This window comes from Sphingomonas sp. GW821-FHT10F09 (assembly GCF_058809195.1).
Genome location: NZ_JBXASI010000001.1, coordinates 1397742 through 1422699 on the forward strand (window position 1 = coordinate 1397742; position 24958 = coordinate 1422699).

Consider the following 24958-nt stretch of genomic DNA (forward strand, 5'->3'; position numbering starts at 1 on the left):
TCGCAGCCGGCCTCTAAGGTCCGTGCATGGCGATCGGACTGGATAATGCAGGCTTCAGCGATGCGCTGGTGATCCTGGGGGCGGCGGGGCTGGTGATCCCCGCCTTTGCGCGATTCCGGGTGAGCCCCGTGATCGGCTTCATTCTGGTGGGAATGCTGGTCGGGCCGTTCGGACTGGGCCAGCTGACCGACCGGGCGCCGTGGCTCTATTATCTCACCATATCCAATCCGCATTCGATCGAACCCTTCGCCGAATTCGGCATCATCCTGCTGCTGTTCTCGATCGGGCTGGAACTGTCGTTCAAGCGATTGTGGTCGATGCGCGCGCAGGTGTTCGGCACCGGGCCGGCGGAGCTGATCGGGTCGGCGGTGCTGATCGCGATCGCGGTGCACCTGCTCGGTCAGGACTGGGGCGGTTCGGCCGGCCTCGGCCTCGCGCTCGCGCTCTCGTCGACCGCACTGGTGCTGCCGCTGGTCGGCACGACGAGCCCGGTCGGGCGCAGCGCCTTCGCGATGCTGCTGTTCGAGGATCTGGCGCTGGTGCCGATCATCTTCGCATTGGGTGCGATGGCGCCGACCGCGACCGACGAAGGCTGGGTCGGGATCGCCGGCGTCGCGCTGCGTGGGGCAGCGACGGTCGTCGTCATGTACCTCGGCGGCCGGCTGGTGCTGCCGCGCCTGTTCGCGCAGGCGGCGCGGACCAAGAGCCCCGAACTGTTCCTCGCCGCATCGCTGCTCGTCGTCATCGTCGCCAGCGTCGCCACCACCGCGGCCGGCCTGTCGCCGATCGTCGGCGCGTTGCTCGCCGGCCTGCTGATCGCGGAGACGGAATATCACACCGAGGTCGAGGTGATGACCGCGCCGTTCAAGGGGCTGGCGCTCGGTGTGTTCCTCATCACCGTCGGCATGAGCGTCAACCTCGCCGAGGTGGTGGCCAACTGGTCGTCGCTCCTGATCGCGGTGGTCGCGGTGGTCGGGGTCAAGGCGGTGGTGACCTATCTGCTGCTGCGCGTCGCCCAGACCGGGCGCGGCACCGCGGCGGAAACCGGCCTGCTGATGGGCAGCCCGTCGGAGACGACGCTGATCGTGCTCGCGACCGCGGCGCAGGCACAGCTGATCCTGCCGTCCACCGCCGCCTTCTGGCAGACGGTGACCGCGATCGGGCTGACGATCACGCCGCTGCTCGCCAAGGCGGGCAAATCGCTGTCGCGCGGGATCGAGGGCAGCATCGCCGGCGACGGCCTGCCCCCGGACGACGGCGGCGATGGTCCCGGCACGGTGCTGATCGGGTTCGGCCGCGTCGGGCGGATGGTCGCCGACATGCTCACCGTCCACGATCAGCGCTTCATTGCGGTCGAGGCGGATATCGACACCGTCGCCGAGGCACGGCGCGGCGGCTATCCCGTGCTGTTCGGCGACATCTCGCGCAACGAACTGGTCGACCGGCTCGACCTCGCCCGCGCCCGGGCGCTGATCCTGACGATGGACGATCCGGTGCTGACGGTGCGGCTGGCGCGACGCATGCGCGCGCTCGCACCGGACCTGCCGATCATCGCCCGCGCGCGCGATCCGCGCCATGCCGCCGAACTCTACAAGGCGGGGGTGACCGACGCGGTGCCGGAAACGCTGGAAAGCTCGCTGCAATTGTCCGAGGCGGTGCTGGTCGACCTCGGCGTGGCGATGGGGCCGGTGATCGCCTCGATCCACGCCAAGCGCGACGAACTGCGCCAGTCGATCCGCGCCGAGGCCGACCTAGACCGCGAACCGCGCATCCGGCGGGTGCGGCGGCTGGGCGACGTTCCCAACCCCGGCACGATCGTCTGACCGGATGCCCCGCCCGCTCGCGATCGTTCTGCTGGCGGTGGTCGGCGCGCTCTACTGGCAGCTGGTCTGCCGCACCGGCGGCGTCACCGAACCCTGGGACGCCGCGCCTTATTGGCGGCTGTGGTATCCCCTGTCGTTGGCGATCGCCGCGCTCGGCGGCGTGGGCCTCGGCAGTCGCGCGTGGCTGGCGGGGGTGATCGTCACCTTCGCGCAGCTGCCGGTGATGTGGTTCAATGCCGGTACTGCCGAATCCTGGATCGTCGGCGTCGCCTTCTGCGCCGCGCTGGCGATCCCGACCGCCCTCGTCTCGGCCGTCGCGGGCCGGCTCGTCCGACGTCAGGCGTAAAGGTCCACCACCGTCGCCCCCTCGCCCACCGCATCGAGCAGCAGCGTCCGGTGGCAATGCTGCGGATCGCGTTCGTAGCAGAGCAGCGCACTCGGCCTCTCCTCGGCGAGGCCGAGCATGATCGCAGCCGCCGCCTGCGCCTCGGGCAAAGCAAGCTGGTCGTCGTACACCGCCTCCAATGTCGCCACGTCGCCCTTCTTGGCGGCGTCGCGCCCGCGCTTGGGGGTGCCGAGCGCCTTGAGATGGACATAGTCGATGCCCGCCTCGGCCAGGCTGGCGGCGAGGCTGGACTTGGAGAAGCCGGGCCGGCGCGACAAGGGCAGCGCGCGGACGTCGATCACGCGTTCGACCCCCGCGTTGGTCAGCGCCGCAAGGAAGTCAGCCATCGTTGTCGCTTCGTAGCCGATGGTATAAATTGTCGTCATAACGACAACGTAGGTGGGAGCGAGGCCGATGCAATCGACCGCGATCATCGAGGGCCGAGGTATCGCATGGGCGGCGGCGGCCTTTTCGGCAGGGCCGATCTATACATGTCTGGTGATGGACGCGGCCCTCGTTCATGCCAACGGAGCTTTGCCCGCGGCCTTGCTGTTCCTTCTGCCAATCGCAATTATCTTCGGACTGGTGCTGGCCGGTCCGCCCATCGGCGCGCTGATATGGCTGGGCGGGTGGCTTGGAACGAGATGGGCGGTCTGGCGTAACCCCGCCATATGGGGCGTGATCGGAGCTGCCGGCGGGGCCGCTGCGGGGCCGGCCCTCGATGTGACGAGGCTTGGGAGCCTTGGCAGTGGAGCACTCGCGGGCGGGCTTGTGGCGCTGATCGCGCGACGACTGGTACGATGGCGCGAACCGGCTGTTTTATAGCGCTCAAGCCGCCTAGAGGCGATACCATGAAGTATGACATTCACATCGTCGGTGGCGGCCTCGCCGGGTCCGAAGCCGCCTGGCAGCTCGCCGAGGCTGGCTATCACGTTCGTCTGTCCGAGATGCGCGGCAGCGGCGAGGCGACCCCGGCCCATCACACCGACGGGCTCGCCGAGCTCGTCTGTTCCAACAGTTTCCGCTCCGACGATGCGGAGAGCAACGCGGTCGGGCTGCTGCATCAGGAGATGCGTCGGCTAGGCTCGCTCATTATGACGCAGGCCGACATCCACAGGGTGCCCGCGGGATCGGCGCTCGCGGTCGATCGCGACAACTTCTCTGCCGGCGTCACCGCCGCGCTGGAGGCGCATCCCAACGTCACCATCGTCCGCGAACGGATCGACGCGCTGCCCGACGGCCCGGCGATCATTGCGACCGGGCCACTCACCGCGGCGGGCCTCGCGACCGGAATCAGTGCTGCGACCGGCAGCGACGCCCTCGCCTTTTTCGACGCGATCGCACCGATCGTCCACCGCGACAGTATCGACATGGACACGGCCTGGTTCCAGTCGCGCTGGAACAAGGGAACATCGGGCCGTTTGCCCTCCGGGCAGACTGAAGACAGCGGGGGGCTGTCTTCACCGGAGGTTGGGCACGATTACATCAATTGCCCGATGAACAAGGAGGAATATCTCGCCTTCCATGCCGGACTGGTCGGCGGCGAGAAGACCGAGTTCAAGGAATGGGAGAAGGACACGCCCTATTTCGAGGGCTGCATGCCGATCGAGGTCATGGCGGAGCGCGGCGTCGATACGCTTCGCTACGGCCCGATGAAGCCGGTCGGGCTCGACGACCCGCGCACCGGCCGCTGGCCCTATGCCGTCGTGCAGCTACGCCAGGACAATGCGCAGGGGACGCTCTGGAACATCGTCGGTTTCCAGACCAAGCTGAAACATGCCGAACAGGTCCGCCTGTTCCGCACCATCCCCGGCCTGCAGAATGCCGAATTCGCGCGCCTGGGCGGCCTCCACCGCAACACGTTCATCCGTTCCCCCGAGTTGCTCGACCCGACGCTGCGGCTCAAGAACCGGCCGAACATCCGCTTCGCCGGTCAGATCACCGGCTGCGAGGGCTATATCGAGAGCGCTGCGGTCGGGCTGATGGCTGGGCGCTTCGCCGCGGCGGAGTTGGCCGGCGAAACGCTGGCACCGCCGCCGGTGATGACCGCGCTCGGCGCGCTGCTGCATCACATCACCGGCGCCGCGGTGGCGGAAACCTATCAGCCGATGAACGTCAATTTCGGCCTGATGCCGCCGATCGAGGGCCGCACCAAAAAGGCCGACCGCAAGCGGATGTACACCGATCGCGCCCGCGCCGCCTTTGCCGAATGGCTTAGCCCTCGTCCGACTGAGCCGGTTGCGGCGGACATTTTGCCCGAGCCGGTGCCTTACGCCTGACCGCGGTCGTGGCGAATTCGGCCGCGTTCATCGCGCCCGACTTGTCACGGTCCGCCGCGGCAAATTTGGCAGTCGCCTTGACCGCCCATTCGTCGAAATCGAGCCGGCCGTCGCCATTGACGTCCAGCTTCGCGAACGCCTTGCGCCGCGCGGCGAGATATTCGTCGCGCGTGATGCTGGCGTCGCGATCCTTGTCGTAGCGGTTGAAGCGCTTTTCCTCGCGCGTCGCGGGCGAGGCTTCGGGAACGTCGCCCTCGCTTACCGGCGCATCCGCCGCAGCGACGGCGCGTTGCGGTTGCACAGGCAGGGCCGGACCAGAGCCGGCATCGCCGCCGAGAAAGACGAAGCCCGCCGCAACCGCCGCCAGCAACGCGCCACCCCCTGCCAGATATCGCCACATCTCACCGCCCCCACGATTGCAGTCAGGCTAGCACTGCGATCCCGCGGCGCAAGTGTTCAGCGACCCGTCAACCGGAAAGTGGTAACCCGCGCGAAGTTGCGGATCGGGCTTTTGCCTTCGAGTTCAAGCATCTGGAGCAACGCCAGTACGCCGATCGGCCGTAAGGATTTCGGCCATGCCTGTGCGAAACCACGAGCGAAGGCCTCCTGTGCCGCGAATCGCGCCCGCTCCGCAACGGCGACTTGCGACACGTGCGTCGACAGGTCTGCGAGCGCCCAGCCCTCGCCCGCTGTGACCAGCGCCGCAAGGTCCTCGCCAGCCGCCCGCCCCAGCAGCGTGAACAGGCGACCGCCCCGCCCCGCGGCATAGGTCGCGATCCCCGCCTCCTCCAACGGATCGAGCAGCGCCTCCCATCCGTCGGTCAGCGCGGCGATGTCGCCGCCCGTCAACCCGAGCGGCAGGCAAGTCCGCTGGATCTCCTGCAGCAGAGGCTCGGCCGGCGCCGGCGCAGCATCGAGCCGGCCCAGCGCCTCATGCCACCACGTCAGCCGCATCTGCCCGACCAGCGGCTCGCGCGTCGTGCGGACGATGCCCGCTAGCCGCTGGTCGAGCGTCAGCAGCGCGGTCATCGCGGGGCGCAGGCGCGGCGCCGCTAGGCTGATCGCAAGGTGCCGGTCGGCGGGAAGGTCGTCGCTCATCCTGCCCCGCTGCCCTGCGGGCAGCGATCGTGCAAGCGCCTTGCCCCGCGCCAGGCAAAGCATGGTGAATGCCCGTTAAGCACATTTCTTGACGTGATTTGAGAGGGCTACGGCGCATGACGGCGGTGGTCGGGAGCGATCGCAGTCAGGCAAAGGACGTCATGGGTAGAGGTTTGTGCAGGTCGACGGCGGAGGTTGGGCGCGTGTTCCGCCGACTCTCGGACGATCGACGGGGCAATGTCCTCGCGATGACTGCCGCCGCGATCTTTCCGCTGATGGCGATGATTGGCGGCGCGATCGACCTCAGCCGCCTCTACATGACCAACACGCGGTTGCAGCAGGCTTGCGACGCCGGCGCACTTGCCGCCCGGCGCACCATGGCCGACGTCAACACGCTGTCGGACAACGAACGCAAGATCGCCGTCAATTATTTCAAGTTCAACTTCCCCGACAACGCCTATTCCGCCGGCACCCCGGTCCCGACCTATACGCGCGGCGCTGTGGGGACGGTGGCCGGCGCGGTATCGCTCGCGGTGCCGATGACGATCATGAAGATGTTCGGGTACAACACGGTCACGCTTAACGTTACCTGTCAGTCGACGCTGGTGGTGCCCAACACCGACGTGATGTTCGTGCTCGATGTGACGGGGTCGATGAACGATCCCGCCAGCAGTACAGATACCCAATCAAAAATCGCCGGATTGAAGCAAGCTGTGAAGGATTTCTACAGCGCCTTAGGTCCTGGTACGGCGACCGGCGCCGGCCGGATTCGATATGGCTTCATGCCTTATTCCAGTAACGTCAACGTCGGCAAGATCGTCTATAAGTTGAATGCAAGTTATATAGCCGGCGGCGGCGCTTCGGAGTTGGTGCCGTATCAGACTCGCGTCGCCAAGCTGTCGGACGAATATTATGCGACGTCCTATGGCCCGGAGAGTGCCCGGACGCCGGCAGGGTCATCGGATTCCGCCCCCAGCTATGGCGCATGGGCTAACCTCAACAAGGCATACGGATCCTATCCGGCGACCACGAGCGATAGCGATCCCAACTGCTCGAATAAGAGCGCTCCGCCGGCAGAGACAACGGCCACGGGATCACCGGGGGCAACATCCGGTTCGACGGAAACCGTTATCTACCCCGATTCCTCCCAGACAACCACCTACAGTACACCCACGTCCAAGACGATGCGCAAGTACCGCTATGCGCGGAACACTAATTCTTGCCGACTGCAATATGCCGACGGCAGTTACACGACGACCAGCAACGAGACCACCCAGCGGTCGGTGACGTGGCAGCAGAAATTCCTGTCGTGGATATATCAGCAGAAATCTTGGGACGTGTCGCAGATCGTTCAGAATAGCACTGCCACAAATCCGGCATATTTCAGCGGCTATGCGCCGGATACGACGCCCAACATTAATCCGGGCACGAACGATAACGGATATTATTATACGACCACGACCGACCAATTGATGACGTGGGGCGGATGTATCGAAGAGGCGCAGACGGTCAACACAATCACGTCGACAACGGCACTGGACGACACCGGCGGGGCGAACGATTTGAATATCGACCTGGTACCAACCAGCACCGAGACGCGCTGGAAGCCGTATTTGCCGCAGCTGCAGTATCAGCGGAACGGTTATTGGCTGGGTCGCGGGTCAGGTTGGATCAATTTGGGGTATGCCGCCTGTCCTCGCGAGGCATCTTCTCTGACCCAGTACCAATCGGATTATAGTTCCACGACGAAGCTATCCGCCTCATTCGAATCGTATGTCAACTCCCTCAACGCTGTCGGTGGAACCTACCACGATATCGGGCTCATTTGGGGCGGGCGGTTCTTGTCGCAAAGCGGGATTTTCTCTGCGACCAATGCCGATTCCACGGGCCCGGGTGGCTTCCAGATTTCCCGGCATATCGTGTTCATGACAGATGGAACATTGGACACCAAGCCAAACGCCAACGACCCATGGGGTATCAATAACTTGGATGGCCGTATCGCCCCGACGAGCACCAACGAAACGGGTCTGGAGGCTATTCACAAGCGCCGAACGAGCATGATCTGCAACGCGATGAAAAGCAAAGGTTTCACCGTCTGGGTCGTAGGCTTTGGTATCAGCACCATGCCTCAGGAATTGCAGGACTGCGCGAGCGATGCCGCACACTGGTCGCTCGCGTCGAATTCCGCCGCGCTCAAGACGCGCTTCCAGCAGATCGCGCAGACGATCGGCGGATTGCGGCTGTCGCAATGATGATCCGCCTATTCCATCGCCTGTTGCGCGAGCGGCGGGGTGCCACGCTGCCCGAATTCGCGATCGTCCTCGTGCCGTTCCTCACGCTCGTGATGGGGTCGCTCGATCTTGGCTATCAGGGCTATCTCCGCGCGACGGTCACCGGCGCGCTCGAGAAGGCGGCGCGCAAGGCGACCGTCGGCGACCGGACCCGTGCGCAGATCGTGACGATGATCGACAACGAGGTCCGCGCCGTCCTGCCGGTCAATTCGCGTACCGATCCGAACGCCGTGGTGGTGACGCCGCAAAGCTATTTCAACTTCTCCGCGGTCGGCGGCGGCGAGCGGATCACTGGCGATACCGCGCCGGTCGGCACCTACAATTCGACCGATTGCTACGAGGATCGCAACGGCAACGGCCGCTATGACGCGACCGGCGGCGGCGGCGACAATCTGGGGACCGCGGACGACATCGTCTACTACACCGTCTCGGTGGACGTGCCGCGGCTGTTCCCGATCTGGCGGGCAATCGGCTGGAGCAACGACGTCACCGCGACGGCGAAGACGCTGATCCGCAACCAGCCCTTCGGCGCGCAGCAGGTGGTGATCCGATGCTCATGACGCCGCCCCACGCCCTGACGCGCCTGCGCCGCCTCGCCCGCGACCGGTCGGGGCTGGCGCTGATCGAATTCGCCTATGGCCTGCCGCTGTTGCTCACGGTGGGACTGGCGGGTGCGGAAACCGCGAATCTCGCGATCGTCACGTTGCGGATCAACCAGATGGCGATGCTCGCGGCGGACAATGCCGCGCGCGTCCGCATTTCGATGGACGAAACCGACGTCAACGAGGTCATGGTGGGCATGCGCTTCTCGGGCACCGGCATCAAGTTCGGCGAACGCGGCCGCGTCATCATCAGCGACATCGAGGCGAACGGCCAGAGCGGCAGCAACGCGGGCTACAAGATCACGTGGCAGCGGTGCTTCGGCGCCAAGAACGTCACGTCGATCTACGGTGCGGAAGACACAGGCAAGACGGGACCGGCGCTCAAATACGGCATCACCACCAGCGGCCCCGCCGCCACCGACACCGCTGGCACGATCCCGGTCACCGGCGGCGCGCTGATCGTCGCGGAGGTGCGCTACACCTATACGCCGCTGGTCGCGGCGCTGTTCATGGGCAATCGTGAGTTGCGCGCGGTGCAGACGTTTCCGGTGCGCGACCGCGCCACCCAGACGCTGCTCAACGGCACCAGCATGACGTCGGCAGCGAAGCGGTTGTGCGATGCCGCGCATTTGAGCGCGACGTGATACGGTCATGACCGGCGGGCGACAACGCCCGCCGGTCATGCAGGGTCAGACGATCTTCTTGACCGTCGCGACGATCTTCTTGGCGTCGATCAGCGCCTTCTTCTCCAGGTTCGCCGCATAGGGCAGCGGCACGTCCTCGTTGGTGACGCGCAGCACCGGTGCGTCGAGGTCGTCGAAGCCCTCTTCCATCACGATCGCGGTGATTTCCGATGCGATCGAGCAGGTCGGCCAACCTTCCTCGACCACGACGAGGCGGTTGGTCTTGGCCAGACTCTTCAGCACCGCCTGCTTGTCGAGCGGACGCAGCGTGCGCAGATCGATCACCTCCGCCTCGATGCCCTCGCCCGCCAGCGTCTCGGCGGCTTCGAGCGCGAGGCCGACGCCGATCGAATAGCTGACCAAAGTGACGTGCTTGCCCTCGCGCATGATCCGCGCCTTGCCGATCGGCAGGACGTAATCGTCGAGCTTGGGCACCTCGAACGACCGGCCGTACATCAGCTCGTTCTCGAGGAAGACGACCGGATCCTCGGACCGGATCGCCGCCTTCAGCAGGCCCTTGGCGTCGGCCGCGTCATACGGCGCGATGACGATCAAGCCGGGGACGGATGCGTACCACGGCGCATAGTTCTGGCTGTGCTGCGCGCCGACGCGGCTCGCTGCGCCGTTGGGTCCGCGGAACACGATCGGGCACCGCATCTGGCCACCGGACATATAGTTGGTCTTGGCCGCCGAATTGATGATGTGGTCGATCGCCTGCATGGCGAAGTTGAACGTCATGAATTCAATGATCGGCTTCAGGCCGCCCATCGCCGCACCGGTGCCGACGCCCGCAAAGCCATATTCGGTGATCGGCGTATCGATGACGCGGCGGTCGCCGAACTCGTCGAGCAGGGCCTGGGTGACTTTGTAGGCGCCCTGGTATTGCGCAACCTCCTCGCCCATTACGAAGACTCGGTCGTCTTTTCGCATTTCTTCCGCCATCGCGTCGCGCAGCGCTTCGCGGACGGTGGTCTTCACCATCTCGGTGCCCTCGGGGATCGCCGGGTCCTGGACGCCGTCGTTCTTCGCGGCGTCGAACAGCTGGCGGGCGCCGGTCTCGACCTTCTCCTGCGCCGGATGCGCCGAATCCTCGACCGCATCGGCGGGCTTCTGCTCGTCCGCCTTGGCGTCGGACTTCGGACTGTCGTCCTTGGTCGCCGCATCGGCGCTTTCGCCCTCTTCGAGCAGCACGGCGATGACGTCGCCGACCTTCACATTGTCGGTGCCCTCGGCGATGACGATCTTGCCGATCATGCCTTCATCGACGGCTTCGAACTCCATCGTCGCCTTGTCCGTCTCGATCTCGGCCATGATGTCGCCGGACTTGACGGTATCGCCTTCCTTCACGAGCCACTTGGCGAGCGTGCCTTCCTCCATGGTGGGGGACAGCGCGGGCATCTTGATCTCGATCGCCATCTCAGTAGCTCTCCACCAGCACGTCGGTATACAGCTCGGCCTCGTCTGGCTCGGGCGTGCCTTCGGCGAAATCGGCGGCTTCGTTCACGGTTTTGCGAATTTCCTGTTCGATGGACTTGAGGTCGGCCTCGGTGACGCCCTCGGCTTCCAGCAGCTTCTTGACGTGCTCGATCGGGTCGGACTTGTCGCGAACCCCCTGCACCTCCTCACGGCTGCGGTACTTGGCGGGGTCGGACATGGAATGGCCGCGATAGCGATAGGTCTTCATCTCGAGGATGACCGGCCCCTTGCCGGCGCGGACCCAGGCGAGCGCCTCCTCGGCGGCACCGCGGCACGCCAGCACGTCCATGCCGTCGACCTGGATGCCGGGGATACGGAAGCTTTCGCCGCGGCGATACAGCTGGTCCTCGGCCGAGGCGCGATTGACCGAGGTGCCCATGGCATACTGGTTGTTCTCGATCACGAAGATGATCGGGAGCTTCCACAGCTCCGCCATGTTGAAGCTCTCGTAGACCTGGCCCTGGTTGGCCGCGCCATCGCCGAAATAGGCGAGGCAGACGCCGCCGTCGTTGCTGTACTTGTGGCCGAAGGCGAGGCCGGTACCGAGGCTGACCTGCGCGCCGACGATGCCGTGGCCGCCGTAGAATTTATGTTCGGTCGAGAACATGTGCATCGACCCGCCCTTGCCGCGGCTGATGCCTGCGGCCCGGCCGGTCAGTTCGGCCATGATGACCTTGGGATCGATGCCATAGGCGAGCATGTGGCCATGGTCGCGATATCCGGTGATGACCGAATCCTTGTCGCCGTCCAGCGCCGACTGCAGGCCGACCGCGACCGCTTCCTGACCGATATAGAGGTGGCAGAAGCCGCCGATGAAACCGAGCCCGTACAACTGGCCCGCCTTTTCCTCGAAACGGCGGATCAGGAGCATGTGCTTGTAGAAGTCGAGCAACTGCTCCTTGTTCGCCTCGAACGGCTTGGGATCGGCGGGACGCTCGCGATTGCTGAGCGGTACGGCGGGAGGAGCAGGCGATTTGGCCACGTAATACCTCAACGGTCCTGGGGATGTGACGCAGCCTATAGGCCGGGTTCCGCCAGAACATCAATTCCCTGGCGCACGTTGGCTGTGACGTAGCGTTTCCGGGCGGGACACGTCCGCGGCGGAACCGCACGGATCATCGGCGATGGATAGACCAACTATGTTGCCCTTCCCCCGCTCCCGCGCCAAAGCTTCGCGCGACATGGCCACCCATCCGTTCCGTATCGCCAACTTCCGCCGCTACTGGCTGTCGCGGCTGTCCGGCACGATCGCGCAGACCGCGCTCGCCATCGTCATCGGCTGGCAGGTCTATGGCCTGGCGCGCGAGACGATGGACGTGCGCGGATCCGCCTTCATGCTCGGCATGATCGGCGCGGCGCAGTTCGTGCCGCTGTTCCTGCTCACCCCGATCACCGGCCTCGTCGCGGACAGCGTCGACCGACGCTGGATCGTGCGCGCCACGACGGCGCTGATCGGGATCGTCGCGGCGATGCTGGGCGTGCTGACCTATCTGGGCGACCTCTCGCTGCCGTTCCTGTTCGGGGCGGCGGTGCTGATCGGCATCGCCCGCGCCTTCACCGGTCCCGCCTATTCGGCGCTCGCCCCCAATCTGGTGCCGCGCGAGAGCCTGCCGACCGCGATCGCGATCTCCTCGATCGCATGGCAGGTCGGGTCGATCGCCGGGCCGAGCGTCGGCGGCCTGCTCTACGCGATCCACCCCGACGTCGCCTATGCCACGATCACCGGCCTGTTCGTCCTCGCGCTCGTCACGATGTTCACGATCGGTCCGGTGCCGCAGCCCCCGGCGCAGAAGGATCGCCGGCCGCTCGCCCGCATCCTCGACGGCTTCCAGTATGTCGCCAACAACCGGCTGGTGCTGGCGGCGATCACGCTCGACCTGTTCGTCGTGCTGCTCGCGGGCGCGACCGCGCTGCTGCCGATCTACGCCCGCGACATCCTGCATGTCGGCGCGCAGGGGCTGGGGCTGCTCGCCGCCGGCATGGGCATCGGGGCCGCGACGACCGCGATCTGGTTCTCGTTCCGGCCGATGAATTCCAACGTCGGCGTCAAGATGCTGGTCGCGGTGATCGTCTTCGCGCTGGCGATCCTGACCTTCGGCGTGTCGACCTCCTTCCCGCTCAGCGTCGCGGCGCTGATCGTCGCGGGTGGCGCGGACATGGTGTCGGTCTACGTCCGCCAGTCGCTGATCCAGCTGCATACCCCCGACGCGATGCGCGGCCGGGTCAGCGCGGTGTCGCAGCTGACCATCTCGGCCTCGAACGAGCTCGGCGAGGCGGAAAGCGGCCTGCTCGCCTCGCTGCTCGGCCCGGTCGGCGCGGTCGCGTTCGGCGGCGTGGCGGCGATCTGCGTCACCCTGCTATGGGCGCGTCTGTTCCCCGAGCTCAAACGGGCGCGGACCTTCGATCCCCCCGACATGTTACAGGTCGAACCCCAACACGGAGAAGCCAAGCCATGAAGGCCAGAACCATCCTGGAAACGATCGGCAACACGCCGCACGTCCGCGTGTCCAAGCTGTTTCCCGATTCCGAAGTGTGGATCAAATCCGAACGCTCCAACCCCGGCGGCTCGATCAAGGATCGCATCGCGCTGGCGATGATCGAGGCGGCGGAGGCGAACGGCGACCTCAAGCCCGGCGGCACGATCATCGAGCCGACCAGCGGCAACACCGGCGTCGGCCTCGCGATGGTCGCCGCGGTGAAGGGCTACAAGCTCGTCCTCGTCATGCCCGAATCGATGTCGCTGGAGCGCCGCCGGCTGATGCTGGCCTATGGCGCGACCTTCGACCTGACGCCGCGGGAGAAGGGCATGAAGGGCGCGATCGAACGCGCGCTCGAGCTCGTCCACCAGACGCCCGGCGCATGGATGCCGCAGCAGTTCGAGAATGGCGCGAACATCGACGTGCACGTCCGTACGACCGCGCAGGAAATCCTCAACGACTTCCGCGACACGCCGATCGACGTCATCATCACCGGCGTCGGCACCGGCGGCCATATCACCGGCGTCGCCGAGGCGCTGAAAAGGCACTGGCCGGATCTCAAGGTGTTCGCGGTCGAACCCGCCGCATCGCCCGTCATCGCCGGCGGCCAGCCCGGCCCGCACCCGATCCAGGGCATCGGCGCCGGCTTCATCCCGCGCAACCTGCATACCCAGGCGCTCGACGGCGTGATCGAGGTCGACGCCGCGGTCGCCAAGGACATGGCGCGCCGTTCCGCAGCGGAAGAGGGCATGCTCGTCGGCATCTCGTCCGGCGCGACGCTGGCGGCGATCCTGCAGAAGCTGCCCGATTTGCCCGATGGCGTCCGCGTGCTCGGCTTCAACTACGACACCGGCGAACGCTATCTGTCGGTCCCGGACTTCCTGCCCGAACAGTGAGCATCACCCCCGAAGCGCGCAGCCCGACGTGGCTGCGTGCCGTGCTGACGGCGACCGCTGCGATAGCGGTCGCCGTTCCGGCGCTGATCGTCACCCATCCGCCCGCGATGCCCGTCCCGGCGCACAAGCGCCTCGTCCTGCCGCGCCGCGTCGTGCCGGCGGCCGAGCTGCCGCCGGTCGAGCCGGTGGAATTCGTCGACCTGTCGCCGGAGGATGCCAAGGCGTTCAACGCCGGCGTGCCGTTCTCGACATTGCCCAACCCGCCGGCGCGGCCGTTCCGCTTCGCGGGGAGCGAGGAGGATCGCGCCCGCGCGCTCGACTGCATGGCGGCGGGCGTGTTGTACGAGGCCGGCGACGACAGCGAGGGCGAACGCGCGGTCGCGCAGGTCGTGCTCAACCGGCTGCGCCACCCCGCCTTTCCCAAGACCGTCTGCGGCGTGATCTTCGAGGGCGAGGAACGCAGCACCGGCTGCCAGTTCAGCTTCAGCTGCGACCATGCGCTGACCCGCTGGACGCCCACCGGCGACGCATGGCGCCGCGCCCGCGACGTCGCGACGCTGGCGCTCAACGGCTCGGTCTACCGGCCGGTCGGCTATGCGACGCATTACCATACCGACTGGGTCGTGCCCTATTGGCAGGCGAGCCTCGACAAGGTGGTCGCGGTGCACAGCCATCTGTTCTTTCGCTGGACCGGCTGGTGGGGCACCCCGCCCGCATTCAACCGCACGGTCAGCTCGTCCGAGCCGGTGATCGCGCAGCTTGCGCCGCTGTCGGACGCGCACAAGACCGCGGTCGCGATGGCGGATGCCGATGCGGCACTGTTCGAGGCATCGGCCGCGCTCGGCCTGCTCGACGGGGAGCCTGCCCCGCCCGAGGCGGCACCGGTCACCGGCGGCGCGGCGGACCCCGACAGCCTGCTCGTCACCCTGCCCGCCAACGCGCTGCCCGGCATCTATCCGCTGATCGCCACCCATGCCTGCGCGTCGCGCAAGGTCTGCAAATTCTCCGCCTGGTCCGATGCCGCGGCGACCCCGACCAGCCTGCCGCTCTCCCCCGAACAGGTCGCGACGATGACCTTCAGCTATTATCGCGACCGCGATGCGGGGATCGACAAGATGCTGTGGAATTGTGCGCAGGCGAAGCGCGTCGACCGGCGCGAGTGCATGAAGCAGCAGGTGCTGCTGACCGCGACGCCCGCGGCACGGGACACGGAGGTGCTCGGCGGCGTCCGGCGCAAGCCGGAGCAGGCCCCCGCTCCGGCACCGACCCCGCCGGCCAAATAGGCATCGTCACCGTGCAACGGGCCTCCCCCTCCCCCCGAAAGGAGAGGGAGGCCCGAAGTGGTTCAAGCCTATCGATGACGCAGTGACGGACCGTCACCGATGCCCGCGGATCGCCTTCGCCAGCGCCGCCTTGTCCATCGTCGAGCGCCCCGCGATCCCGATGTCGCGCGCCTCCTTCAACAGGTCGGCCTTGGTCCGCTCCTCCAGCCGGTCGCCGCGATGGTCGAGCGAGCCGTTCGCCTTGGCATTGGCGATCCGCGCCGCCTTTTGCTTCGATGCCCCCTGCTTTCGCAATTCGTCGCAGAGCCCGTCGTCCTTGATCTGCGCGCCGTGATCCTTCGCCATGCGATCTCTCCTCGTGGGCGCCCAGAACGCGGCAATCGCGGAACGGTTCGATTTTTCCGTGTTACAAGCAGGCGACAAACGCGGAATGCGTTTCTATATGGCCACCCGCACGAAGTGAGCCCCCGCCACCATGCTGACCACACATCCCTTCGACGACGACAAACTGCACGAGGAGTGCGGCGTGTTCGGCGTATCCGGCAGCGACAGCGCTGCGGCCCTCGTCGCGCTCGGCCTGCACGCCCTGCAGCACCGGGGGCAGGAGGCCGCCGGCATCAGCAGCTTCGACGGCCATCATTTCCACACCCATCGCGCGATGGGCCATGTCGCCGGCAATTTCGACCGCGACGACGTGATCCGCGCGCTGCCCGGCGAATCGGCGGTCGGCCACGTCCGCTATTCGACCACCGGCGAAACCGCGCTGCGCAACGTCCAGCCGCTCTATGCCGAACTGGCCAGCGGCGGCTTCGCGGTCGCGCATAACGGCAACATTTCCAACGCAATGAAGCTGCGTCGCGAGCTGATCCGGCGCGGTTCGATCTTCCAGTCGACCAGCGATACGGAAACGATCATCCACCTCGTCGCGACGTCCAACTACCGCACGCTGCTCGACCGTTTCATCGATGCGCTGAAGCAGATCGAGGGCGCCTACAGCCTCGTCGTGATGACGCCCGAGGGCATGATCGCCTGCCGCGATCCGCTCGGCATCCGGCCGCTGGTGATGGGCAAGCTGGACGGCGCGGTGATCTTCGCCTCCGAAACCGTCGCGCTCGACGTCTGCGGCGCGACCTTCGAACGGCAGGTCGAACCGGGCGAGCTGGTCATCGTCCAGAACGGGGAGGTCCGCTCGATTCGCCCGTTCGCGCCGATGGCGCCGCGGCCGTGCATCTTCGAATGGGTCTATTTCAGCCGCCCCGATTCGATCGCGGGCGACCAGTCGGTCTATACCGTCCGCAAGGAGATCGGCGCGCAGCTCGCGATCGAATCGCCGGTCGAGGCGGACCTCGTCATCCCGGTGCCCGATTCGGGCGTCCCCGCCGCGATCGGCTACGCCCAGCAATCGGGCATTCCGTTCGAACTCGGCATCATCCGCTCGCATTACGTCGGCCGCACCTTCATCCAGCCGGGCGACAAGGTCCGCCATCTGGGCGTCAAGCTGAAGCACAATGCCAATCGCGCGCTCATCAAGGGCAAGCGGGTCGTGCTGGTCGACGATTCGATCGTGCGCGGCACCACCAGCCTCAAGATCGTGCAGATGATGCGCGATGCCGGCGCGGCGGAGGTGCATATGCGCATCGCCAGCCCGCCGACCCGGCACAGCTGCTTCTACGGCGTCGACACGCCCGAACGCGCCAAGCTGCTCGCCGCCAAGCACGACGTCGGCGGCATGACCGACTTCATCCACGCCGACAGCCTGTCGTTCGTCTCGATCGACGGCCTCTACAAGGCGCTGGGCGAGGCGAAGCGCGCGGACATCCGCCCGAAATATTGCGACGCCTGCTTCACCGGCGACTATCCGACCTCGCTGACCGACCAGGACGACAGCGTCACCGTCGACCAGTTCGCGATGCTCGCCGAGCGGGTCAACTGACGCACCACCGATGACCAAGCCACTTGCAAACCAACTCGCGCTGGTGACCGGCGCGAGCCGCGGCATCGGCGCCGCCACCGCCATCGCTCTGGGCGCGGCGGGCGCGCATGTCGTGCTCACCGCCCGCACCGCAAAGGATCTGGAGGCGGTCGAGGAGACGATCTTCGATGCCGGCGGATCGGCGACGATCGCGCCGCTCGACATGACGCAGACGGACAGCATCGCGCGGCTGGCCTCGGCGGTCGGCGAACGCTGGCAGGCGCTCGACGTGCTGGTGCTCAACGCCGGCATGCTCGGCAGCCTCGCCGCGGTGCCCGCGATCGATCCCAAGGAGCTGGCGCAGGTGCTGACGCTCAACGTCAGCGCGCAGGTCGCGATGATCCAGGCGTTCGACGCGATGCTGCGCAAGGCCCCGGCGGGGAAGGTGATCGGAGTCACCTCCAGCGTCGGCCGCAACGCGCGCGCCTATTGGGGTGCCTATGGCGCCTCCAAGGCGGCGTTCGAGACGATCCTCGGCGCCTATGGCGACGAGACGAGCGACATCAGCGGCATCCGCACCGCGATCCTCGATCCGGGCGCGACCCGGACCAAGATGCGCGCCCGCGCCTATCCGGGCGAGGATCCGGCATCGGTCAAGCCGCCCGAGACGGTGGCGGAGCGGATCGTCGCGCTGGCGATCGCCGGGTTCAGCGCCGGGCATCGCGAGCGGGTGGGCTGACGATCCGGGTCCGGCGGCTCAGCCCTGCCGGACCAACGTCACCTGCGCGACGTCGATGCCGCGACCGCGGAAACCCCCTTCGCAATACATCAGGTAATAGCGCCACAGATCGCGGAACCGCGCATCCAGCCGCACGGGCAATTGCCCGGCCTTGTCGGCATTGTCGAACCGCTCGCGCCAGTGGCGCAGCGTCTGCGCATAATCGAGGCCGAAGCTGTGATGGTCGGTCCACGCCAGCCCGCGCGCCTCGCACAGGCTGCGGAACCGGCTTTCGGACAGCAGCATGCCGCCCGGGAAGACGTAGCGCTGGATGAAGTCGACGCCCTGCGCATAGCGTTCGAACACGTCGTCGGCGATGCTGATATACTGGATCGCGGCACGGCCGCCTGGCTTCAGCAGCCGCGCCAGCGTGTCACAATAGACCGGCCAATAGGCCTGGCCGACCGCCTCGACCATCTCGATGCTCGCGATCGCATCGAAGGTTCCGGCGACGTCGCGATAATCGGTCAGCGCCACCGTGACGCCGCGCAGCGCCATGGCGTCGACCGCCGCCTTCTGCTCGGTCGACAGCGTCAGTGCGTGGACGTTGCGTCCCCCCGCCGACGCCGCGGCGGCGAACGATCCCCAGCCGCAGCCGATCTCCAGGATCGTTTCACCCGGCGCCGTCCCGGTCCGGTCGAGGACCGCGGCGAGCTTGCGCGCCTGCGCCGTGGCGAGCGTATCGCCGGTCTCGAAGATCCCGCTCGAATAGGTCAGGCTGGGGTCCAGCCATGCGCGGTAGAAATCGTTGCCCAGGTCGTAATGCTCGGCGATGTTGCGGCGCGATCCGTCGCGGTCGTTGCGGCGCAGCGCATGCCAGCCGCGCAGCAGCAGCTTCGACAGCCCGCCCGCCCGCGCGGTCCCGGCGAGCGCGACGCGGTTGCGCATGAACAGGTCGAACAGCGGCACGGGATCGGGACTCGACCAGTCGCCGTCGGCCCAGGCGCGATACCAGCCAACCGACCCGCCGGTCGCCAGCCGGACCAAGGCGCGCCAGCGATGCAGCGTGACGATCGGCACCGGCCCGGGCTTGCGCCCGCCGAGCAGCCGGTGCGTGCCGTCGGGCAGGCGCGCCTCGATCCCCCCAGTCGCCAGTCCGGCATCGATCCGGTCGAGGAAACGGTGGAAGACGGGGGCGAGCGCGCGTTGCTGTACTGTGTCCCGGGGCATGTCGGGCGCGCTCATGCCGCAGCTTGGCGGAATGGGAAAGGGCCAAGCGCGCCCGGGTCAGCGCGCCCGTGCGTCGGCGAACGCTTCGCCCAGCGTCAGGATCGCGGCGACGTGGCGGTGCGCGATCTCCAGCGCGTCGTCGCCATAGCCGCCGCCGACCGTGCTCGCGAGCGGCACCCCCGCGGCCAGCCGCGCGATCAGCCGCTCGCGCCGGGCGAGCCCGTCGAGGGTCAGCGACAGCCGGCCGAGCCGGTCGCCGGCAAAGGGATCGACCCCCGCCTGATACAGGATCAGCTGCGGCCGGTGCTCGGCGAGGAACGGCGCCAGCGTCTCGGCCAGCATCGCGCAATAGGCATCGTCGCCCAGCCCGTCCGCCAGCGGCACGTCCAGTGTCGAGCGGGCCTTGCGCGCCGGGAAGTTCTTTTCGGCATGGATCGAATAGGTCGCGATCCCCGGTCGGCCGGCGAGCAAAGCGGCGGTGCCGTCGCCCTGATGCACGTCGCAATCCACCACCACCAGTCGGTCGACGCTGCCCTCCTCGATCAGTCGCACCGCGGCGACGGCAAGGTCGTTGAACACGCAATAGCCCGCGCCGGTATCGCTGAGCGCATGGTGGCTGCCCCCCGCGGTGTTCGCGGCGAAGCCATGCTCCAGCGCCAGTCGCGCCGCCAGCCACGTGCCGCCCGGCACCGCCTGCGCCCGCGCCGCCACCTCCGGCGTCACCGGAAAGCCGATCCGCCGCGTCTTGGGCGCAGGCACGCGCGCCTCCAGCACCTCGGCGACGTAATCGGCGTCGTGCACCGCCTCCAGCCACGCCGCCGGCATCGGCTCGGGTGTATGCCACGCCACCCGATCGCCCTGCGCGCGCAGCAGGTCGCGGATCAGGCCGTTCTTGTTCCAGCGGTAGGTGGAGCGCGCCGGAGCGGGCGCGACATAGGCGGGATGATGGACGATCGCGATCACGCCACCTAATTAGGGTCGCAACCGGCGCCACCCAAGCGCCACTGGAGAGAGAACCGCATGACCGATACGCCCTACGTCCGCCCCGACGTCCGCGGATTCCTCGATTATCTCAATGCGATGCCCGGACCGCGCACGCACCAGATGACGCCGGAGGCGGCGCGGCAGGTGTTCACCGCCATGAAGGACGTCGCCGATGTGCCGGTGGGCGATCTGGCGGTGATCCGCGACCTGTCGATCCCCGGCCCCGCCGGCGCGATCCCCGCCCGCCTGTTCGACGCGCGCGAGCGCCGCGAGCCGGGGCCCGCGATGGTCTTCTATCACGGCGGCGGCTTCGTCATCGGCAATATCGACACGCATGCGAGCCTCTGCGCGGAGATGGCGCGCGTGCTCGACCTGCCCGTCGTCTCGGTCGACTATCGGCTCGCCCCGGAGGATCGCTGGCCCGCGGCGCCGGACGATTGCGAGGCGGCGGCGCGCTGGGTGGCGGACAGCCCGGCAGACCTCGGCCGCAGCGTCACCGGGCTGGTGCTGTGCGGCGACAGCGCCGGCGGCACGCTGACGATCGTCGCGGCGATGGACCTGCGCGACCGGCCCGCCGCGGTGCCGGTGATCGTGCAGGCACCGATCTATCCCGCCGCCGACACGTCGAAGCCCTATCCCTCGTTCGACGAATTCGCCGATGGCTTCCTGCTCACCCGCGACACGATGCTGTGGTTCTCGGACGCCTATGCCGCCGACGTGGCGAACAGCCGCGGATCGCCGCTGATCGGCCGGCTGGAGGGGCTGCCGCCCGCGGTGATCGTCACCGCCAGCCTCGATCCGATCCGCGACCAGGGCCGCGCCTATGCCGCCGCGCTGGTGCAGGCCGGCGTCCCCGTCACCTTCCGCGAGGCGATCGGCAACGTTCACGGCTTCGTCACGCTGCGCAAGGCGATCCCGTCCAGTGCGGGCGACGTCGCCGGCTATCTCGCGGCGCTGAAGGATGCGATCGGCGAGGCGGAGGGTGCGCGGGTCATGGCGCAGGCGGCGGGGGCATGAGCGACCTGCCCTATCGCCCCTGCGCGGGCGTCATGCTGGTCAATCGCGCGGGTCAGGTGTTCGTCGGCCAGCGGATCGATTCGACGCTGGAGGCCTGGCAGATGCCGCAGGGCGGGATCGATCCCGGCGAGGACGCCTATACCGCCGCCATCCGCGAGCTGGGTGAGGAAACCGGCGTCGCGCCCGATCATGTCGCCCTGATCGCCGAGGCCCCCGACGAGCTGTTCTACGACCTGCCCGAGGATATGATCGGCAAGGTGTGGAAGGGCAGATGGCGCGGCCAGCGCCAGCGCTGGTTCCTGTTCCGCTTCCTCGGCGAGGACAGCGACGTCGATATCGCGACTGCGCACCAGGAGTTCCGCGCGTGGCGGTGGAGCGATCCGGCCGACCTGCCGGCGATGATCGTGCCGTTCAAGCGTGCCCTGTACGAGGACGTGCTCGCCGCATTCGCGCCTCATCTCGCCGCAGACGAAACGACCTGAGGCGTTTTGGGGTTTCCTGAGCAAACGCAGGCGGTAGAGCCACGGGCGTGCGTGCTCTCCTCCCCCTGATCGCCGCCCTGCTGGCCTCGTTCCCGTCCGTTGCCGCTGCCGCCGACGATGCGCCCGACGAGAGCCGCGTGCCGATCCCCGCGGCGATCCGCTCGATGCTGGACGCGGCGATCGACAGCGGCAACGACGGCGATGTCTCGGTGGTGGTGAAATACGCGCGCCTCGCGGACCCGGCGAGCGCCGACGCGGTGCTCGCCATCGCACAGAAATGGCGCAACGACCGGGCGCAGGCGCGGCAGACGACGATCCGGCAGGCGAGCATGTTCGACCTGTGGAGCGGTCGCGCCGAACTGGGCGGCTACATCACCACCGGCAATACCGACAGCAAGGGCGGCTCGGCGGTGCTCGACCTGACGCGCGAGGGGCTCCAATGGCGCCACAAATTCCACGCGCAGGCGGATTATCAGGAAAACGCCAATATCACGACGCGCGAACATTACCTTGCCAGCTACGAACCCAATTACAAGATCGACGACCGCCTCTACGTCTATGGCGCCGCGCAATATGAGGCGGACCGGTTTCTCGGTTATTTCAATCGTTATTCGGCATCGGCGGGGGTCGGCTATAGCGCGATCAAGTCGCCGGCGATCCGCCTCGACGTCGAACTCGGCCCCGCCTTCCGCCAGACCGCGTTCACCGACCAGACCGAACAGAGCAACGTCGCCGCACGCGGCACGCTGGCGTTCAACTGGAAGCTGCTGCCCGGCCTGTCGGTGACGCAGAATGCCGCGGCCTATGTGCAAAGCTCGAACTCGACGCTCAGCGGCACCACCGCGGTCAACGCCAAGCTGATCGGCCCGCTCTCCGCGGCGCTGTCCTACAACGTCCAGTATGAAAGCATGCCGCCGGCGGGATCGGTGTCGACCGACACCACCAGTCGTGCCTCGCTGGTCTACAGCTTCTAGGGCCGATCGACATTCAGCGCTGACGGCCTGCAAACGGCGGTTTCGGCACGTGATCATCTGAATGTCGATCTGCCCTGGGGACCGACGGTTCCCCCCGCCCGCCGCTTCGTCTAGCATCGGCGCAATGAGAGGATTGCCCGACAACGAACGCGCGCTGGTCGACCAGATCGACCAGGCGGTGATGCTGCATCAGGTCGAGCGCTGGGCGGCGGTGAACAGCGGCACGCGCAACCTTGCCGGCGTCGCGCGGATGGCGACCCTGCTCGGCGACGCCTTCTCCCCCCTGCCCGGCACGATCGCGCTGGTCGAGGCGGAGCCGGTGCAGGCGATGGGCGCGGACGGGAGCGTCGCGACGCTGGAGCATGGCCGCCATCTGCATCTGTCGGTGCGGCCGCAGGCACCGGTGCAGATGCTGTTCACCGGCCATATGGACACGGTCTACCCCGTCGATCACCCGTTCCAGACGCTGACCGTCCGCGACGACGGCACGATCAACGGACCCGGCACCGCCGACATGAAGGGCGGCCTCGCCGTGATGCTGGCGGCACTGACCGCGATCGAGGCGTCGCCGGCCGCCGCGCAACTGGGGTATGAGGTCGTCATCAACGCCGACGAGGAGACCGGTTCGCTGTCGTCCGCCGCGCTGCTCGGACGCGCCGCGGCGGGCAAGGTAGCGGCGCTCACCTACGAACCCGCGCTCGCCGACGGGACGCTGGCGGGCGCGCGCGGCGGCACCGGCAATTTCTCGATTCTCGTGCGCGGCCGCAGCGCGCATGCCGGGCGCAACCCCGACGACGGCCGCAACGCGATCGTCGCCGCCGCAGCGCTGGCGGTACGGCTCGCCGACGCGCGCGGCCCGGAACTTGCGGTCAATCCGGCGCGGATCGACGGCGGCGGCCCCAACAATGTCGTGCCCGATCTGGCGATCCTGCGCATCAACTTCCGCCCCGTCGCCGCAGCCGCGATCGCACAGGCGCGCGCGGCGATCGACGACGCCGTCGCCGCGATCGGCGCCGCGCACGACGTCGCCATCACCGTGCATGGCGGCTTCAACCGCCCGCCCAAGCCGATCGACGCCGGCGCGGAGCGATTGTTCGGGCTGGTCGCCGATGCGGGTGCCGACCTTGGCCTCACCATCGGCTGGCGCGCGACCGGCGGGGTCTGCGACGGCAACAATATCGCCGCCGCGGGCGTCCCGGTGGTCGACACGATGGGGGTACGCGGCGGCGCGATCCATTCGCCCGACGAATATATGATCGTCGCCAGCCTTGCCGAACGCGCCGCGCTGTCGGCGCTCACCATCAGCCGCATCGCAGCCAAAGGACGGCCATGACTTTCCGGATCAGGGCCGCCCGTGCCGGCGACCTCCAGCACCTCTACGAAATGGCGAAGCTGACCGGCGGTGGCTTCACCAATCTCCCGCCCGATCGCAAGGCGCTCGGCGCCAAGCTCGACCGCAGCGGCGCCGCCTTCGCACGATCCGACGGGCCGGTGACGGACGAACTGTTCGTGCTGATGCTGGAGAACGCCGCCACCGGCGAGGTGCGCGGCACCTGCCAGCTGTTCACGCAGGTCGGCCAGCAGCATCCCTTCTATTCCTATCGTCTCGGCACGCTGACCCAGCACAGCAGGGAACTGGCGCGCACGTTCCGCGCCGAGATGCTGGCGCTGACCACCGATCTGGAAGGGGCGTGCGAGGTCGGTGGGCTGTTCCTGCATCCCGGCGAGCGTGCCGGCGGGCTCGGCCTGTTGCTGGCGCGCAGCCGCTACCTGTTCATTCGCGCGCACCGCGCACGCTTCGCCGACCGTATCCTCGCCGAATTGCGCGGGATTATTGACGAGGCGGGCGGATCGCCGTTCTGGGACGGCCTCGCCGGGCGCTTCTTCGGGATGAATTTCCAGGACGCGGACCAGTTCAATGCGACCAACGGTCACCAGTTCATCGCCGACCTGATGCCCAAGCACCCGATCTATACCGCGATGCTGTCCGAGGCGGCACGGTCCGCGATCGGCCTGCCCCACCCCAGCGGCCGCGCGGCGATGCGGATGCTGGAGAACGAGGGGTTCCATTACGAGAATTACGTCGACATCTTCGATGGCGGCCCGACGATGACCGCACGCACCGATCAGGTGCGGTCGATCACCGAGGCGCGCGAGCAGTCGATCGTGGCGATCGACAGCGATGGCGGCAGCGAATCGCTGGTCGCGGTGGGCCGGCTGGGTGCGTTCCGCTGCGCCTTCGGACTGGTGCGCGAGGTGGGTGACGGCATCGTCCTGTCGCGCGGCTGCGCGGACACGCTGGCGGTGACGGAGGACGACGTTGTCCTCCACGTCCCGCGCTGGTGACC

25 protein-coding genes are annotated in these 24958 nt (G+C 67.5%); 17 read left to right on the forward strand and 8 right to left on the reverse strand.

All coding sequences use genetic code 11. The features are described from left to right. Positions 1-26: 26 nt before the first annotated feature. On the forward strand, positions 27-1823 hold the full coding sequence (locus AC1RTO_RS06565) for a cation:proton antiporter domain-containing protein (RefSeq protein ID WP_493160039.1): 1797 nt from the start codon (positions 27-29) through the stop codon (positions 1821-1823). Between the two features lie 4 nt (positions 1824-1827). Continuing rightward, complete coding sequence (locus tag AC1RTO_RS06570) at positions 1828-2169, forward strand: hypothetical protein (RefSeq protein ID WP_493160040.1); 342 nt, start codon at positions 1828-1830, stop codon at positions 2167-2169. On the opposite strand, the gene AC1RTO_RS06575 is transcribed toward AC1RTO_RS06570, so the two are convergent. Continuing rightward, positions 2160-2594 carry a DUF488 domain-containing protein gene (locus AC1RTO_RS06575; protein ID WP_493160041.1) on the reverse strand — a complete coding sequence of 145 codons (435 nt, stop codon included), beginning with the start codon at positions 2592-2594 and terminating at the stop codon, positions 2160-2162. The two genes, AC1RTO_RS06570 and AC1RTO_RS06575, sit on opposite strands and share 10 nt — an antisense overlap. Before the next feature lie 28 nt (positions 2595-2622). On the opposite strand from AC1RTO_RS06575, the gene AC1RTO_RS06580 reads away from it, so the two are divergent. Together AC1RTO_RS06580 and trmFO are read left to right on the forward strand one after the other, a co-directional pair. After that, the gene (locus tag AC1RTO_RS06580; protein WP_493160042.1) at positions 2623-3033 is read left to right on the forward strand and encodes a hypothetical protein; all 411 of its coding nucleotides are present in this window, start codon (positions 2623-2625) and stop codon (positions 3031-3033) included. Between the two features lie 26 nt (positions 3034-3059). Beyond that, positions 3060-4487 carry a methylenetetrahydrofolate--tRNA-(uracil(54)-C(5))-methyltransferase (FADH(2)-oxidizing) TrmFO gene (trmFO, locus tag AC1RTO_RS06585; protein ID WP_493160043.1) on the forward strand — a complete coding sequence of 476 codons (1428 nt, stop codon included), beginning with the start codon at positions 3060-3062 and terminating at the stop codon, positions 4485-4487. Here the strand turns inward: trmFO and AC1RTO_RS06590 are convergent. Together AC1RTO_RS06590 and AC1RTO_RS06595 are read right to left on the reverse strand one after the other, a co-directional pair. After that, entirely contained in the window at positions 4423-4887 is a 465-nt protein-coding gene (locus AC1RTO_RS06590) for an EF-hand domain-containing protein (RefSeq protein ID WP_493160044.1), read from the reverse strand. The two genes, trmFO and AC1RTO_RS06590, sit on opposite strands and share 65 nt — an antisense overlap. Before the next feature lie 56 nt (positions 4888-4943). Next, a complete protein-coding gene (locus AC1RTO_RS06595; protein ID WP_493160045.1) occupies positions 4944-5585 on the reverse strand; it encodes a squalene/phytoene synthase family protein in 642 nt (213 codons plus the stop codon). A 203-nt stretch (positions 5586-5788) separates the two neighbouring features. On the opposite strand from AC1RTO_RS06595, the gene AC1RTO_RS06600 reads away from it, so the two are divergent. From AC1RTO_RS06600 to AC1RTO_RS06610, 3 genes are read left to right on the forward strand one after another with little or no spacing between them, the layout of a single operon-like run. Next, complete coding sequence (locus AC1RTO_RS06600; protein ID WP_493160046.1) at positions 5789-7837, forward strand: TadE/TadG family type IV pilus assembly protein; 2049 nt, start codon at positions 5789-5791, stop codon at positions 7835-7837. Next, positions 7837-8436, forward strand: a complete 600-nt coding sequence (locus AC1RTO_RS06605; RefSeq protein WP_493160047.1) for a TadE/TadG family type IV pilus assembly protein — start codon at positions 7837-7839, stop codon at positions 8434-8436. Before AC1RTO_RS06600 ends, AC1RTO_RS06605 begins: the two co-directional genes overlap by 1 nt. Beyond that, a complete protein-coding gene (locus AC1RTO_RS06610; RefSeq protein ID WP_493160048.1) occupies positions 8433-9122 on the forward strand; it encodes a TadE/TadG family type IV pilus assembly protein in 690 nt (229 codons plus the stop codon). The genes AC1RTO_RS06605 and AC1RTO_RS06610 overlap by 4 nt, the downstream gene beginning before the upstream one ends. 45 nt (positions 9123-9167) lie before the next feature. Here the strand turns inward: AC1RTO_RS06610 and AC1RTO_RS06615 are convergent, their stop codons facing one another. Together AC1RTO_RS06615 and pdhA are read right to left on the reverse strand one after the other, a co-directional pair. Continuing rightward, positions 9168-10577, reverse strand: a complete 1410-nt coding sequence (locus AC1RTO_RS06615; protein WP_493160049.1) for a pyruvate dehydrogenase complex E1 component subunit beta — start codon at positions 10575-10577, stop codon at positions 9168-9170. A gap of 1 nt (position 10578) precedes the next feature. Further along, positions 10579-11619, reverse strand: a complete 1041-nt coding sequence (gene pdhA / locus AC1RTO_RS06620) for a pyruvate dehydrogenase (acetyl-transferring) E1 component subunit alpha (RefSeq protein ID WP_493160350.1) — start codon at positions 11617-11619, stop codon at positions 10579-10581. Positions 11620-11818: 199 nt separating this feature from the next. On the opposite strand from pdhA, the gene AC1RTO_RS06625 reads away from it, so the two are divergent. From AC1RTO_RS06625 to AC1RTO_RS06635, 3 genes are read left to right on the forward strand one after another with little or no spacing between them, the layout of a single operon-like run. Then, complete coding sequence (locus AC1RTO_RS06625) at positions 11819-13093, forward strand: MFS transporter (RefSeq protein ID WP_493160050.1); 1275 nt, start codon at positions 11819-11821, stop codon at positions 13091-13093. Then, entirely contained in the window at positions 13090-14010 is a 921-nt protein-coding gene (cysK, locus tag AC1RTO_RS06630; RefSeq protein WP_493160051.1) for a cysteine synthase A, read from the forward strand. The genes AC1RTO_RS06625 and cysK overlap by 4 nt, the downstream gene beginning before the upstream one ends. Next, on the forward strand, positions 14007-15293 hold the full coding sequence (locus tag AC1RTO_RS06635; RefSeq protein ID WP_493160052.1) for a cell wall hydrolase: 1287 nt from the start codon (positions 14007-14009) through the stop codon (positions 15291-15293). Before cysK ends, AC1RTO_RS06635 begins: the two co-directional genes overlap by 4 nt. A 93-nt stretch (positions 15294-15386) precedes the next feature. Here AC1RTO_RS06635 and AC1RTO_RS06640 read toward each other — a convergent pair whose 3' ends face one another. Then, positions 15387-15638 carry a DUF7218 family protein gene (locus AC1RTO_RS06640; protein ID WP_493160053.1) on the reverse strand — a complete coding sequence of 84 codons (252 nt, stop codon included), beginning with the start codon at positions 15636-15638 and terminating at the stop codon, positions 15387-15389. Between the two features lie 130 nt (positions 15639-15768). On the opposite strand from AC1RTO_RS06640, the gene purF reads away from it, so the two are divergent. Continuing rightward, positions 15769-17226 (forward strand): amidophosphoribosyltransferase, encoded by a 1458-nt coding sequence (purF, locus tag AC1RTO_RS06645; RefSeq protein ID WP_493160054.1) that lies wholly within the window; start codon positions 15769-15771, stop codon positions 17224-17226. A gap of 10 nt (positions 17227-17236) precedes the next feature. Beyond that, a complete protein-coding gene (locus AC1RTO_RS06650; RefSeq protein ID WP_493160055.1) occupies positions 17237-17944 on the forward strand; it encodes an SDR family NAD(P)-dependent oxidoreductase in 708 nt (235 codons plus the stop codon). Between the two features lie 18 nt (positions 17945-17962). On the opposite strand, the gene AC1RTO_RS06655 is transcribed toward AC1RTO_RS06650, so the two are convergent. Both AC1RTO_RS06655 and AC1RTO_RS06660 read right to left on the reverse strand, forming a co-directional pair. Beyond that, positions 17963-19153, reverse strand: coding sequence for a class I SAM-dependent methyltransferase (locus AC1RTO_RS06655; protein ID WP_493160056.1), 1191 nt, complete (start codon positions 19151-19153; stop codon positions 17963-17965). A gap of 57 nt (positions 19154-19210) precedes the next feature. Beyond that, positions 19211-20116 (reverse strand): histone deacetylase family protein, encoded by a 906-nt coding sequence (locus tag AC1RTO_RS06660; protein WP_493160057.1) that lies wholly within the window; start codon positions 20114-20116, stop codon positions 19211-19213. 57 nt (positions 20117-20173) lie between these two features. Here AC1RTO_RS06660 and AC1RTO_RS06665 point away from each other — a divergent pair, with 57 nt between their 5' ends. From AC1RTO_RS06665 to AC1RTO_RS06685, 5 genes are all read left to right on the forward strand, one after another. After that, complete coding sequence (locus tag AC1RTO_RS06665) at positions 20174-21154, forward strand: alpha/beta hydrolase (RefSeq protein ID WP_493160058.1); 981 nt, start codon at positions 20174-20176, stop codon at positions 21152-21154. Continuing rightward, complete coding sequence (locus AC1RTO_RS06670) at positions 21151-21636, forward strand: RNA pyrophosphohydrolase (protein ID WP_493160059.1); 486 nt, start codon at positions 21151-21153, stop codon at positions 21634-21636. Before AC1RTO_RS06665 ends, AC1RTO_RS06670 begins: the two co-directional genes overlap by 4 nt. 47 nt (positions 21637-21683) lie before the next feature. Continuing rightward, positions 21684-22610, forward strand: coding sequence for a DUF481 domain-containing protein (locus AC1RTO_RS06675; RefSeq protein WP_493160060.1), 927 nt, complete (start codon positions 21684-21686; stop codon positions 22608-22610). Between the two features lie 124 nt (positions 22611-22734). Then, positions 22735-23943: a hydrolase gene (locus AC1RTO_RS06680; RefSeq protein ID WP_493160061.1), complete on the forward strand. Its 1209-nt coding sequence runs from the start codon at positions 22735-22737 to the stop codon at positions 23941-23943. Beyond that, positions 23940-24956 (forward strand): arginine N-succinyltransferase, encoded by a 1017-nt coding sequence (locus AC1RTO_RS06685; protein ID WP_493160062.1) that lies wholly within the window; start codon positions 23940-23942, stop codon positions 24954-24956. Before AC1RTO_RS06680 ends, AC1RTO_RS06685 begins: the two co-directional genes overlap by 4 nt. Positions 24957-24958: the final 2 nt, after the last annotated feature.